This window comes from Leifsonia sp. ZF2019, assembly GCF_019924635.1.
Classification (GTDB): Bacteria; Actinomycetota; Actinomycetes; order Actinomycetales; family Microbacteriaceae; genus Leifsonia.
In genome coordinates, this window is sequence record NZ_CP065037.1 from 1,012,905 (window position 1) to 1,026,348 (window position 13,444).

7 protein-coding genes, 1 tRNA gene and 1 other RNA gene are annotated in these 13,444 nt (G+C 72.1%); 8 read left to right on the forward strand and 1 reads right to left on the reverse strand.

Features of this window, described 5'->3' with window-relative positions; all coding sequences use genetic code 11:
* The first annotated feature begins 15 nt into the window (after nucleotides 1-15).
* The gene (arfA, locus tag IT072_RS05115; protein WP_223359854.1) at nucleotides 16-1,533 is read left to right on the forward strand and encodes an arabinosylfuranosidase ArfA; all 1,518 of its coding nucleotides are present in this window, start codon (nucleotides 16-18) and stop codon (nucleotides 1,531-1,533) included.
* A gap of 279 nt (nucleotides 1,534-1,812) precedes the next feature.
* Nucleotides 1,813-3,003, forward strand: coding sequence for an IS481 family transposase (locus tag IT072_RS05120; protein WP_223357653.1), 1,191 nt, complete (start codon nucleotides 1,813-1,815; stop codon nucleotides 3,001-3,003).
* Nucleotides 3,004-3,043: 40 nt separating this feature from the next.
* Here the strand turns inward: IT072_RS05120 and IT072_RS05125 are convergent.
* Nucleotides 3,044-3,131 (reverse strand) — tRNA-Ser (locus tag IT072_RS05125).
* A 99-nt stretch (nucleotides 3,132-3,230) separates the two neighbouring features.
* Between IT072_RS05125 and ffs the strand changes: the two genes are divergently transcribed.
* From ffs to IT072_RS05155, 6 genes are all read left to right on the forward strand, one after another.
* An RNA gene (gene ffs, locus IT072_RS05130) (signal recognition particle sRNA small type) lies at nucleotides 3,231-3,327 on the forward strand.
* A gap of 97 nt (nucleotides 3,328-3,424) precedes the next feature.
* On the forward strand, nucleotides 3,425-4,843 hold the full coding sequence (locus tag IT072_RS05135; RefSeq protein ID WP_223359855.1) for a DUF1254 domain-containing protein: 1,419 nt from the start codon (nucleotides 3,425-3,427) through the stop codon (nucleotides 4,841-4,843).
* A gap of 3 nt (nucleotides 4,844-4,846) precedes the next feature.
* Nucleotides 4,847-6,970, forward strand: a complete 2,124-nt coding sequence (pta, locus tag IT072_RS05140) for a phosphate acetyltransferase (RefSeq protein ID WP_223359856.1) — start codon at nucleotides 4,847-4,849, stop codon at nucleotides 6,968-6,970.
* A complete protein-coding gene (locus IT072_RS05145) occupies nucleotides 6,967-8,163 on the forward strand; it encodes an acetate/propionate family kinase (RefSeq protein WP_223359857.1) in 1,197 nt (398 codons plus the stop codon). Before pta ends, IT072_RS05145 begins: the two co-directional genes overlap by 4 nt.
* A 99-nt stretch (nucleotides 8,164-8,262) precedes the next feature.
* Nucleotides 8,263-10,827 carry an acyl-CoA thioesterase/BAAT N-terminal domain-containing protein gene (locus IT072_RS05150; RefSeq protein WP_223359858.1) on the forward strand — a complete coding sequence of 855 codons (2,565 nt, stop codon included), beginning with the start codon at nucleotides 8,263-8,265 and terminating at the stop codon, nucleotides 10,825-10,827.
* Between the two features lie 46 nt (nucleotides 10,828-10,873).
* The gene (locus IT072_RS05155) at nucleotides 10,874-13,444 is read left to right on the forward strand and encodes a DNA polymerase III subunit gamma and tau (protein WP_223359859.1); all 2,571 of its coding nucleotides are present in this window, start codon (nucleotides 10,874-10,876) and stop codon (nucleotides 13,442-13,444) included.

Consider the following 13,444-nt stretch of genomic DNA (forward strand, 5'->3'; position numbering starts at 1 on the left):
CCGACGGAAGAACGAATGAACACTGCACACCTCTCCCTCCGCCCCTCCGCCGTCATCGGCACGATCAACCCGCGGCTCTACGGTTCGTTCCTGGAGCACCTCGGGCGCGCCGTGTACGACGGCATCTACGAGCCGGGGCACCCGTCGGCCGACGCCGACGGCTTCCGCACCGACGTGATCGAGCTCGTGAAGGAGCTCGGGGTCTCGACCGTTCGCTACCCGGGCGGCAACTTCGTCTCGGGCTTCAAGTGGGAGGACTCGGTCGGCCCGCGCGACGAGCGTCCGACGCGCCTCGACCTCGCCTGGCACTCCACGGAGACCAACGAGATCGGCCTGCACGAGTTCCAGGACTGGCTCGACAAGGTGGGCAGCGAGCTCATGCTCGCCGTCAACCTCGGCACGCGCGGCGTCGCGGAGGCGCTCGACCTGCTCGAGTACGCCAACCACCGCGGCGGCACGGCGCTCTCGGAGCAGCGCATCGCGAACGGGCGCACCGATCCGTTCGGCATCCGGATGTGGTGCCTCGGCAACGAGATGGACGGCCCGTGGCAGGTGGGGCACTCCACCGCCGAGTACTACGGGACCCTTGCCGCGAAGACCGCGCAGGCCATGAAGATGGTCGACCCGGACCTCGAGCTGGTCGTGTGCGGCTCCTCCAGCTCCTCCATGCCGACGTTCGGTGAGTGGGAGCGCGTGACGCTCACCCACGCCTACGAAGACGTCGAGTACATCTCGTGCCACGCGTACTACGAGAACACGGGCGACCTCGGCGCCTTCCTCGCCTCGGGCGTCGACATGGACTACTTCATCAACAGCGTCGTCGCCACCGCCGACCACGTGAAGGCCGTGCGCGGCAGCCGGAAGACGATCGACATCTCCTTCGACGAGTGGAACATCTGGTACAACACCCGGTTCGAGACCGTCGACCGCATCGCCGGCGTCGACAACTGGCCGATCGCCCCGCGTCTGCTGGAGGACACCTACACCGTCTCGGACGCGGTGGTCTTCGGCAGCCTCCTCATCACCCTGCTGAAGCACGCGGACCGCGTGACCAGCGCCTCCCTCGCCCAGCTCGTCAACGTCATCGCCCCGATCATGACCGAGCCCGGCGGGCCGGCGTGGCGCCAGACCACGTTCTTCCCGTTCGCCGCCACCTCCGCCCACGGCCGCGGGGTCTCGCTCGACGTGCACGTCACCAGCGGCACCTACGCGACCGAGCGTTTCGGCGAGGTGCCGCTCGTGGACGCCGTCGCCACGCACGACGCCGAGGCGGGCCGCTACGCGATCTACGCCGTCAGCCGCGCCGTCGACTCCGCCACGGAGCTGGTCGTCGACCTCGCCGACCTCGGCGCGGACCTCGACGGCCTCACCGTCTCCGCCCGCACGCTGACCGACCCGGACCTCGACGCGGCCAACACCCTCGAGGACCCCGACCGCGTCTCCCTCGCCGACCTCCCGTTCACGCGCGACGGCTCCACCCTGCGCATCGAGCTGCCCGCCGTGTCGTGGACGGAGATCCTGCTCCAGGGCTGACCGGCCGCCGCACGACGCCGCGCACATTCGCGCCGAATGTCGACTCACAGCGCTTCAGAGTCCACATTCGTGCCGAATGTGCGCGTCGTCTGTGACGTCGGCTCCGCGCGAACATTCGTGACGAATGTCGACGTCGGCCGCGGCAATCCGCGCATTCGTGACGAATGTGGCGCGGGACTCGCGACGCAAAAATGGCGGAGAATGGGGTGTCTGGGTTCACGACATAGGTCTCAGTTGATAGGTCCCTGGTGAGTCGGGACATGCGTCACAGTCGGTGGCATGTCGAAGGCTCGGGTCGCCGTGATGAAGATCGTGTCCAAACAGCTCACCGTGACGGCGGCAGCTGCCGAGTACGGGTTCTCCCGCCGGCACCTGCATCGGCTGCTCGCACGCTACCGAGACGGCGGCCTGGACGCGGTCGAACCGCGCTCCCGAGCCCCGCACACCAGCCCGCAGCGAACCGCGGACGAAGTCCGGGAACGGATCCTGCAATTGCGAGCTGAGCTGATCGGGAACGGGTTGGATGCCGGCCCGGTCACCATCGCCTGGCACCTCGAACAGGAGAACCTGCAGGCTCCGTCGACCTCGACGATCCGCCGGACCCTCCACACCGCCGGGCTCATCACCCCGGAACCCCGGAAACGGCCCCGCTCCTCCTACCTCCGGTTTCAGGCCGCGCAACCGAACGAGACCTGGCAGTCCGACTTCACCCACTGGCGCCTGGCCGATGGCACCGATATCGAGATCCTGAACTGGCTGGACGACCACTCCCGCTACCTGCTCTCCTGCACCGCACACCGCCCGGTCACCGGCGACGACGTGGTCACCAGCTTCCTGACCGCGACCGAACGGCACGGCATCCCTGCCTCCACCCTGACCGATAACGGCAGGGTCTACACCGCCCGGTTCGGCGGCGGCCGCAACGCCTTCGAATACCTGCTCCCCCTGCTCGGCGTCACCCAGAAGAACGGCTCACCCAGCCACCCGCAAACTCAAGGCAAGATCGAACGCTTCCACCAAACCCTCAAACGCTGGCTCACCGCACGGCCCGCCGCCGACACCCTGACCGAGCTCCAGACTCAGCTCGACGCGTTCCGGGAGCACTACAACGAGCACCGCCCCCACCGCGCCCTGAACCGGCAGACACCCGGGCAAGCATTCCGCGCCACCCCGAAAGCGCTCCCCGCCCAGGCCCGCACCCCCGGCCACTACCGCATCCGCTACGACCTCGTCGGAACAGGCGGCAAAGTCAGCCTCCGCCGCGCCGGCCGAATGCACCACCTCGGCATCGGCTACCACCACCGCGGAACCCGCATCCTCGCCCTCGCCGACGACACCACCGTCACCGTCATCGCCCTGAACACCGGCGAAATCCTCTCCACCCACACCATCGACCCCACCCGCAGCTACTGGCGCAACAACGAGAAAACCCCCGGCCGATGGCCGAGGGCTTCTTCACGTGAGACCTAAGACGCGACTCAGGTGAGACCTATGTCGCGACTCAAGACAATGGCGGAGAATGGGGGATTCGAACCCCCGAGGGCTTGCACCCAACACGCTTTCCAAGCGTGCGCCATAGGCCACTAGGCGAATTCTCCTGGGTCGCCACCGCCTTGCGGGCGATGGCTCACAATATCCTAGCGGACGTCGAGGGGCGCTCTGTGCACGCCCTCTCAGTCCGACCCGCTAGACTGTTCTCCGGCTCCCCACGTGGCGCCATCCAGGCCAACTCCCCCAGGGCGGAAACGCAGCAAGGGTAACCGGGCTCTGGCGGGTGCGTGGGGGGTCTTTTTCCATTCCGCGCCCGGTTCGTGCCGCGTAGAGTTGAGGTCAGCCACTGTTCTTCTACGTTCTGTAGAATGGCATCCCGCCCGACGAGTGAGGTGGTGGAATGACCGAGCACGAATCGATCGTGAGCGACGCACCGGGCCCCGGTTCCGCTGGGCACGAGCCCACCGCGCATCTGGCCGTCCTGGCGTCCGAGGCGTATGTCGTCGGGTTCCCGCTCGTCTTCGGTCTCGAGCAGGTCGATCGGTCTGTCCGCGAGGGGCTCGGCGCGCTCCCGGCCGCCCCCTTCAACACGTTCTGTCACGCGCGTGCGCTGGCCGGTCCCGGTGAGCGATTCGTCTCCATCAACAACGACACCGTGTACTCCGTTGCGCAGATCGACCTCGGGGTCGGTCCGGTCCTCCTGGGCGTCCCCGATGCGGGGGAGCGTTACCACGTCCTCCAGTTCGTCGACGCGTGGACGAACAACTTCGCGTACATCGGTACCCGCGCGACCGGTGCTGGGGCGCGTGAGTACCTCCTGCTGCCCCCGGACGGCACGGGTTCCGGGATGGGCGCCGGCGCGGCTGCCGACTACGAGCGCCCGGATGTCACCGCCGTGCGGTTCCCCACCCGGATCGCGACGATCGTGGGCCGCTGGGCGGTCGACGGCCCGGAGGACCTCCCCGCGGTGCACGCCCTGCAGGACGCCCTCACGCTCACCCCCGTGCTGCGCTCGCTGGTCCCCCCGGCGGGAGTACCGGAGGCGCCGGCGCAGGGCACGGAGGCAATGACGTTCTTCGAACGGCTGCGCGTGTGGTCGCAGGTCTTTCCACCGGCGGAGCGCGATCGGGAGGCGCTGGCCTCCTACACCGAGCTCGGGCTGACCGGCGAGGTGCCCGTCGCCGACCTCCCCTCCGAGACGATCGCCGCACTGGAGACGGGGTACGCGGTGGGCAGGGAGGCCCTGGAGACGTCCGTGCGCAGCGGATCGCCTCTGGTGGACCACTGGCAGTCGACCCTGCACGCCTTCGACTACAACCTGGACTTCTTCGAGGTGGGCGCGCTCGACGACCCGGCCTGGAAGCTCGACGACCCGCGGACGCGCTACGCCGTCCGCGCCGGGGCCGCGCTCGGCGGGCTGTGGGGCAACCACGGCTACGAGGCGGCCTACTCCGCGACGTACGAGGACGCCGACGGCGCGCTGCTCAGCGGTGAGCACGTGTACCGGCTGCGCCTCGCGCCGACCCCGCCGGTCGGCGCCTTCTGGTCCCTCACCATGTACGACCTCCCGGGGTTCTTCCTCGTCGCGAATGCGGCGGAGCGGTACTCGATCGGAGACCGTACCCGGGGGATCGTGTACGACGACGACGGAGGATTGACCATCACGATGAGCGCCACCCGACCGACCGATCCGACGGCGGCCGCCAACTGGCTGCCGACGCCTGCGGGGAATTTCCGCCCGATGATGCGGATGTACGCGCCGGGAGCCGCCGTGCTCTCGGGCGGCTACCGACTGCCGGCCATCGAGCGGATCGGCTGAGTCGTGGTCCGTTCGCTCTACATCACCTCCGCGGAGGGGCACACCGGCAAGTCCACGATCGCCCTCGGCGTCATCGAGGCACTACGGCACTCGGTCGGCCGGGTGGGTGTGTTCCGCCCCATCGCCCGATCGACGGTCGAGCGCGACTACGTGCTGGAGCTGCTGCTCCAACGCGTGACGGCCGATCTCTCGTACGAGGAGGCGATCGGCGTCACCTACGAGGACGTCCACGTCGACGCCGACGCGGCGCTGGCGGAGATCGTGCACCGCTTCCGCGCCGTGGAGGCGCGGTTCGACACGGTCGTGATCCTCGGCTCCGACTTCACCGACGTGGGCAGCCCGACCGAGCTCGGCTACAACGCGCGCATCGCGGCCAATCTCGGCGCGCCGGTGCTGCTCGTGCTCGGCGGGCGCGTCGGGCAGGGCTTCGGGGAGCGGCTCGGCCAGGCCGATCCGCGCTCGCCGGAGGATCTGAAGCAGCTCGCAGAGCTCGCCTACGCCGAGCTGCGCGCCGAGCACGCCGGCGTACTGGCGGTCATCGCCAACCGCGCCGATGCCGAGCGCCTCGACGACATCGTCGCCGCGATCACGGAGGTCACCTCCACCGAGCGCGCCGGCGACCGTCCGCCGGTCTGGGCGATCCCGGAGGACGAGTTCCTCGTCGCGCCGAGCATCCGCTCCATCGTCGAGGCGACGGGGTCGACGCTCATCGCGGGCGACGAGGCGCTGCTGGCCCGGGAGGCGCTGGACGTCGTCGTCGCCGGCATGTCGATGGACAATGTGCTCCCCCGTCTCGTCGAGGGCGCCGTCGTCGTGGTGCCCGGCGACCGCACCGAAGTGCTGCTGGCCGTGCTGATGGCCAACGCGTCCGGCACGTTCCCCTCGATCGCGGGCATCGTCCTGAACGGCGGCTTCGACCTCCCGGAGCCGATCGAGCGGCTGCTCGCCGGGCTGCGGTCGCCGCTTCCGATCGTGCGCACCGGGCTCGACACCTACGACACGGTCGTGCGGATCACGCACGCGCGCGGTCGTCTCGCCGCCGATTCGCAGCGCAAGTACGATACGGCGCTGGCGCTGTTCGAGCGTCACGTGGATGCGGACACGCTGCTCGGGCGTCTCGACGTGACCAGGCACGATGTCGTGACGCCGCTGATGTTCGAGTACGACCTGATCGAGCGGGCGCGGGCGGCGGACAAGCACATCGTGCTCCCGGAAGGCGAGGACGACCGCATCCTGCGCGCCGCGGGCACCCTGCTCGCGCGCGGTGTGGCCCGGCTGACCATCCTCGGCGAGCCGTTCGAGGTGCGCTCGCGCGCCATCGAGCTCGGTCTCGACCTGTCGCGCGCGGAGGTCATCAGCCCGTTCGACGATGTGCTGCGCTTCCGGTTCGCGACCGAGTACGCGAAGCTCCGCGCCCACAAGGGCATCACGATCGACCAGGCCTCCGACACCGTCACCGACGCGTCGTACTTCGGCACGATGATGGTGCACCTCGGGCTGGCCGACGGGATGGTGTCGGGTGCCGCGCACACCACGGCGCACACGATCCGCCCGGCCTTCGAGATCATCAAGACCACGCCGGGCGTCTCGGTCGTGTCGAGCGTCTTCCTGATGGCGCTGGCGGACCGGGTGCTCGTCTACGGCGACTGCGCCGTCATCCCGGACCCGACGGCCGAGCAGCTGGCCGACATCGCGGTGTCGTCCGCGCGCACCGCCGATCAGTTCGGCATCGAGCCGCGCGTCGCGATGCTGTCGTACTCGACCGGCGACTCCGGGGCGGGCGCGGACGTCGACAAGGTCCGCGCCGCGACCGCGCTCGTCCGCGAGCGCGCGCCGCAGCTCGCGGTCGCCGGCCCCATCCAGTACGACGCCGCTGCGGACGCCGCGGTCGGCGCCGCGAAGATGCCGGGGTCCGACGTCGCCGGCCGGGCGACCGTCTTCGTGTTCCCGGACCTCAACACCGGCAACAACACGTACAAGGCGGTGCAGCGCAGCGCGGGCGCCGTCGCGATCGGACCGGTGCTCCAGGGCCTCCGCAAGCCGATCAACGACCTGTCGCGCGGCGCGACCGTGGAGGACATCGTGAACACCGTGGCGATCACCGCGATCCAGGCGGCCCTCGCATGAGCGCCGTCCTCGTCGTCAACAGCGGATCGTCGTCGCTCAAGTACCAGCTGATCGACGCGGAGTCGGAGGAGGCGCTGGCCAGCGGCCTCGTCGAGCGGATCGGCGAGGAGTCGGGGCACATCCGGCATCGCGGCCCGGGCGGCACGGCCGAGCGGTCGCTGCCCATCCCGGACCACACCGCCGGTTTCCGGGCGATGCTCGAGCTCTTCGCGAGCGAGGGGCCCAGCCTGGAGGAGAGCCCCTTGGTCGCGGTGGGCCACCGGGTCGTGCATGGCGGCAAGCGGTTCTTCGAGCCGACGATCGTGACTCCGCTGGTCGAGATCAACATCGAGGACCTCTCCGATCTGGCTCCGCTCCACAACCCGGCGAACCTGCAGGGCATCCGCGCCGCGAAGACCGCGTTCCCCGGGGTGCCGCACGTCGCCGTCTTCGACACCGCGTTCCACCAGACGCTGCCACCTGCCGCCTACACGTACGCGATCGATGCCGACCTGGCGGAGAAGCATCGCGTGCGCCGGTACGGCTTCCACGGCACCTCGCACAAGTTCGTGTCGGAGGCCGCCGCGGACTTCCTGGGCCGGCCGCTCGGCGAGCTGAAGCAGATCGTCCTGCACCTCGGTAATGGCGCCTCCGCCTGCGCCGTCGACGGCGGACGCTCGGTGGAGACGTCCATGGGCATGACCCCGCTGGAGGGCCTGGTGATGGGCACCCGTTCCGGCGACCTCGATCCGGCCGTCCTGCTCCACCTGTCGCGGCGTGCCGGGCTGGACACCGACGCGCTCGACGAGCTGCTCAATCGCCGCAGCGGCCTGCTGGGGCTGGCCGGCCGCGGCGACATGCGCGACGTGCGCCGAGCGGCCGACGGCGGTGATCCGGCGGCACGGCTCGCCCTCGACGCCGTGGCGCATCGGATCAAGCACTACATCGGCGCGTACACCGCGCTGCTCGGAGGGCTGGACGTGCTCGTCTTCACCGCCGGCGTCGGCGAGAACGACGCGCGGCTGCGCGCCGAGGCGCTGGAGGGACTCGGGATCCTCGGGCTGCGACTCGACCAGGAACGCAACGCGTCACCCTCCGGGGAGGCTCGCGTCATCTCGTCCGACGACTCGGCGGTGACCGTGCTGGTGATCCCCACGAACGAGGAGCTCGAGATCGCCCGGCAGGCCGTCCAGGCGGTGTCGGGCGGCAACTGACCGAGAGGAGTCCACGGCGCGATGAGGCGGCGGAGCGGCGACGGAGACGGAAGGCGGAGGCCTCCCGCCAGCTCCTCGTCGCGCCACCTCGTCGCAGCGGTGGGCGCTGTCGCGGCCCTCGCTCTCGCGCTGACGGGCTGCACGGCCCCCGCCGACGGCCCCTCGGGCCCGCGGTTCGTCACGCCGCCGCTCGTGCACCTCACCTCGGTGCTCTGGCCGATCCCTCTGGAGCTGGTCGGCGTGATGCCGGGCGGCAGGCTGCGGATCGCGGCCTCCCTCACCACGGCGCGCGGCACCTGGCGCTCGTCGGCGACCTACACGACCCCGGCGAGCGGCATCCTCGACCTCGCGAGCGCGCGGCCGCAGCTGGCACCGTTCGAGCAGCCCGACTCGGCCGGCCTGTTCTGGTCGCTCGACGGTCCCGACCTCCCCGGGACCGCTCTGGCGACGCAGTGGATGCACGAGACGCTGCCCGTCACCCTGACCGCGTTCGACGCGGATCGCGTGGTCGCGCGGCACACGTTCGCCCTGCAGGGCCTCGCCGACGGCCTCCGCCCGCACACGCTCTACACGCGCGACTTCACCGGCGCGGGTCCGACCCCTCCGCCCCACGAGACGCACGAGGACCAGCCCGTCGCCCGATTCTGGAGCGCGACTTCCGTGGAGCGGCCGGCCACCCCCGCGGTGCTGATGTTCGACGACCCGTCGCCGGGCGCGTCGTCCGACTTCACCGCTCCACTGCTCGCGCGGTTCGGGGCATCGGTGCTCGTCCTCCCCGTGTCCGCGGCACCGGACGGCGTCCGCGCGTCGAGCGTCGTGGACAGTACGACGGTCGATGACGCGCTGACCTGGCTCGACGCCCAGGAGGGCATCGATGCCGCGCACGTCTTCGCCTACGGCACCGGGGTCTCGGAGCCCCTCGCGGCATGGGCGGCGACACGATTCCCGACCCGGCTGCACGGGCTCTTCGCCGCCGCGGGCGCGCCGCAACTGCTCTGCCTGCCGTCGGGGCGGACCGCCCCCGCGTTCGAGGACGGAGCCGGTCTGCCGTGCCGCGTGGCGCCGGGTCCGGCGTCGGCCGCATCCGTCCTCCCGCTGGACGCGGTGACGGGTCCGGTCGTGCTCGCCTGCGGGGGCCGTGACACGCTGGTGTCGTCCGCGTGCGCCGGGCAATCGGCGCTCGCGGCTGCGCGCGGCGTCCGGGCCGGTGACAGCATCCAGAGTCCCGCTCTGGCCGGCCACGCCGTCACCGTGCCGCCGGGGCTCCCGATCGCGCTGCCGGAGGACGGAGAGGGAGCGGACTCGTCGGGCGGGGGAGAACCCGCAGGCGACGGAGCACGCCCGGGTGGCGTTCTGGAACGCGGTGGCGCAGATCGTGCTGCGGGCGGCGCGCACGTGAGGCGGCTGGTGGACGGGTCCGTGCCGCGTCGACGAGGCGTGCTCCGCGCGGTCGCCGTGCTGGCGGTCGTCACGGCGGCTCTCGCGGGATGCGCGGCGGTGCGCGTCGGCGGCCCGCGGTTCGTCGTCCCGACGAATCCCGCGGGTGTGTGGGAGGGGGAGCGGATCTCACTCGCCGACCTCCCGCCCGGGCAGCGTGTGCTGGTCACCGCGAGCGTGCGGTCCTCCGGCCGCTGGTCGTCCCAGGCGGTGTTCGCCGCGCCGCCCGACGGGGAGGTGGACCTCGCACGCCAGGCACCCGTGCAGGCGTCCTACAGCGGCGTCGATCCGATGGGGCTGTTCTGGACGATGCGCAACGCGACCGGCTCCGCCGCGACCTCTGACGAGACCTGGGGAGGCGCGACCCTCTCGATCGACCTCGCCGCCACCGTCGACGGCGTGCGCGTCGCCGGGACGCGCATCCAGCGGGTCGGGCTCGCGGCGTCCGCGCCCGCGGTCGCGGTGGCGGAGGACGGCTTCAGCGCCGACTACTTCGCCCCCGTCCAGCGATCGGAGGGCCTGCGACCGGCCGTGCTGGTGCTCGACGGCACCGACCCGGGCACGCCGACCGGCGTGCTGGCCGCCGCCACCCTCTCGGCGATGGGTTACCCGGCGCTCGACCTGTCGACGTACGGCGCCGGCCAGCTGGAGCCGCGGCGAACCGTCCCCGCCGAGCGTCTGCTCGCCGCCCTCGCGTGGCTGAAGACCCGGCCCGGTGTCGACGACGCGCGCGTCTTCGTCATGGGGACCTCCCGCGGCGCGGCGCTTGCTCTGTGGCTGGCGGTCGCGCATCCCGGTCTGGTCTACGGCGCGATCGCACCGGGAGGCACGACCGGTGTGGTCTGCCCGTCGCCTGTGCCGAGCCCGGCGATCACCGTGGCCGGGGCCTGGGTGCCCTGCGTGACGGGCACCACCGATGTCGAGCCGGCCTCGGTGCTCGATCTCGGCCGCGTCCGTGGACCCCTGGTCCTCGGCTGCGCGGGGCGGGACGAGCAGCTCGTCAACGGATGCGCGTGGATGGCCGAGGCCGCCCGCCGGCGCCCCGCCCGCCCCGGAGACACCTACGTGACAGCGGCCGGCGCCTCCCACCTCTTCTACACGCCGCCGTACTCGCCGCTGAACCTGCCGGAGGACGCGACGGCCCAGGCGACGGAGCGCGGGAGGGAGGCCGTGTGGAGGGCCATCGCGGACGCGCTGTCCGAGCCGTCCTCCGTCCCCTCGGGATGAGGGGACGACCCCGGCGAATGTCAGCGGCGGCAAGTAGCATGTGTGGGTGGTAACCGCTCTCTATCGCCGCTATCGGCCCGACACCTTCGCCGACATGATCGGCCAGTCCCAGGTGACGGAGCCGCTGATGACGGCGCTGCGCACCAACCGCGTGAACCACGCCTACCTCTTCTCCGGCCCGCGTGGCTGCGGCAAGACGACGTCGGCGCGCATCCTCGCCCGCTGCCTCAACTGCGCGGAGGGCCCGACCGACACCCCGTGCGGAAAGTGCGCGAGCTGCGTCGAGCTGAGCCGCGACGGCGGCGGCTCGCTCGACGTCGTCGAAATCGACGCGGCGAGCCACAACGGCGTCGACGACGCCCGTGACATCCGCGAGCGCGCGATCTTCGCCCCCGCGCGCGACCGCTACAAGATCTTCATCCTCGATGAGGCGCACATGGTGACGCCGCAGGGCTTCAACGCGCTGCTCAAGATCGTGGAGGAGCCGCCGGAGCACGTGAAGTTCATCTTCGCGACGACGGAGCCCGAGAAAGTCATCGGCACCATCCGCTCCCGCACCCACCACTACCCGTTCCGGCTCGTCCCACCCGCCCAGATGCTCGAGTACGTGCAGAGCCTCTGCGACAGCGAGGGCATGACGGTCGCGCCGGGTGTGCTCCCGCTCGTCGTGCGGGCTGGCGGTGGCTCGCCCCGCGACACCCTCTCGCTGCTCGACCAGCTGATGGCCGGCTCCGACGGCGACGCGATCGGATACGAGCGGGCGGTCGCGCTCCTCGGCTACACGCACGCCGCCCTGCTCGACGAGGTCATCGACGCCATCGCCGCCCGCGACGCCGCCGGCGCCTTCTCCGCGGTCGACCGGGTCATCCAGACCGGTCAGGACCCGCGCCGCTTCGTGGAGGACCTGCTGGAGCGCTTGCGCGATCTCATCGTCGTGGCCGCGACCAGTGTCGACGGCGCCGCCGCCGTGCTGCGCGGGGTGCCCCAGGACGAGCTCGACCGCATGGGCGTGCAGGCCATGAAGTTCGGCGCCGCCGAGCTCAGCCGCGCCGCCGACATCGTCAACGCCGCTCTCACCGAGATGACGGGCGCGACCTCTCCCCGATTGCACCTCGAGCTCCTGCTCGCCCGCGTGCTGGTGCCGTCGAGCGACGCCTCCGAGCGCGGCGCGCTCGCCCGCGTCGAGCGCCTCGAACGCCGTGTCGGCGTCAGCGACGGCGACGGAGGAGCGGCCGGCGACCCCGCGGCGCCCCGTGCTCCCCGCGCTTCCGCACCGGTCTCGGCGCCGGCTCCCGTCGCCGCGACGGGCGCCGAAGCGCCCGCCCCCGTCGCTTCCACCCCGCCCTCCGCGCCGTCGGCCTCCGGCGCGCCCGCGCCGGCCGGCGAGCGCCCGGCGCCCGGCGAAGCCGCGACAGCTCCTGGATCCCCGCCGCCGGCTGTCGACGCGGAGACCGGGGAGGCCGCTCCGGCCCCGTCCGCAGAACCTGCCGAGGCTGCGGCCGTCCCGGCTGCGGCCGTCCCGCCCGCGGCCGCCGCGTCCGGCTCCCCGGTCGGTCCGGTCACGACCCAGCAGGTCAAGGACTCGTGGACCCAGATCCTCGACGCCGTGCAGCGCGCCAAGCGCAGCGCGTGGATGGTCGTGTTCACCGCCCAGGTGCGTAACCTCGACGGCGACGTGCTCACCCTGTCGTTCCCGAGCGACAACGATGTGCAGAGCTTCCGGCAGCCACAGGCCCCGGGGACTCCCGGTGTCAGCGAGTACCTGCGCCAGGCCATCGTCGACATCCTCGGCATCCGGGTGAAGTTCATCGCCCGCGCCGACGGCGGCCCCGGCGGGGGCCAGCGCCCCGGAGGCGGAGCCCCGCAGGCGCCCGTCGCCGACACCTGGCCCGGCAGCTCGAAGGCGGCGGCCCCCGGCGCGTCCGAAGGCCCCGGCGCGTCCGAAGGCCCCGGCTCGTCCGAGAGCGCCGCCGTGTCCGGTCCGTCGTCTCCCGCTCCCGCCGCGTCGGCTCCGCCCGTTCCGGCCGAGTCGACCGCTCCCGCGCCCGCCGCGTCGGCTGCGCCCGCCGCTCCCGCATCCGCCGCTCCAGCCCCGTCCCCCGGCGCCACGGGCCCGGTCACGGATTGGGCCATCGCCGCCATCCCCGGTTCGGCCGGGGCACCCGCCGCTCCACCGGCGTCCGTGGCGACCCTGGAGCGTCCGGCGACGGGTGCCGCATCCGTCCCGTCCCGCCCCGCTGCGCCGGCGGCACGACCGTCGGCTCCCGCCGTGGACGAGCCGCCCTACGACGACGTCCCGCCGGACGAGACGGAGCCGCCCTTCGAGCCTCCGGTGCCGGACGAGCCCGCGGGCGACTGGGCGGCTGCGCCCGGAACCGCCGACCACGAGTCCGCTCCAGCCGCTGCACCCGCTGCTCCGCGCACGGCCCCGGCCACTCCGACGACACCCTCGGCCTCCGCACGCCCGGCGTCCGCCCCGCGCACCGCGCCCGCCTCCGGCGCCCGCACGCCCGCGTTCCAGGAGCCGCAGCGCTACGGCGAGGCCGTGGTGCGCGAGCTGCTCGGCGCCACCTTCATCGAGGAGCTCGACGCCCCTCCCTCGATCGGGATGAGGTAG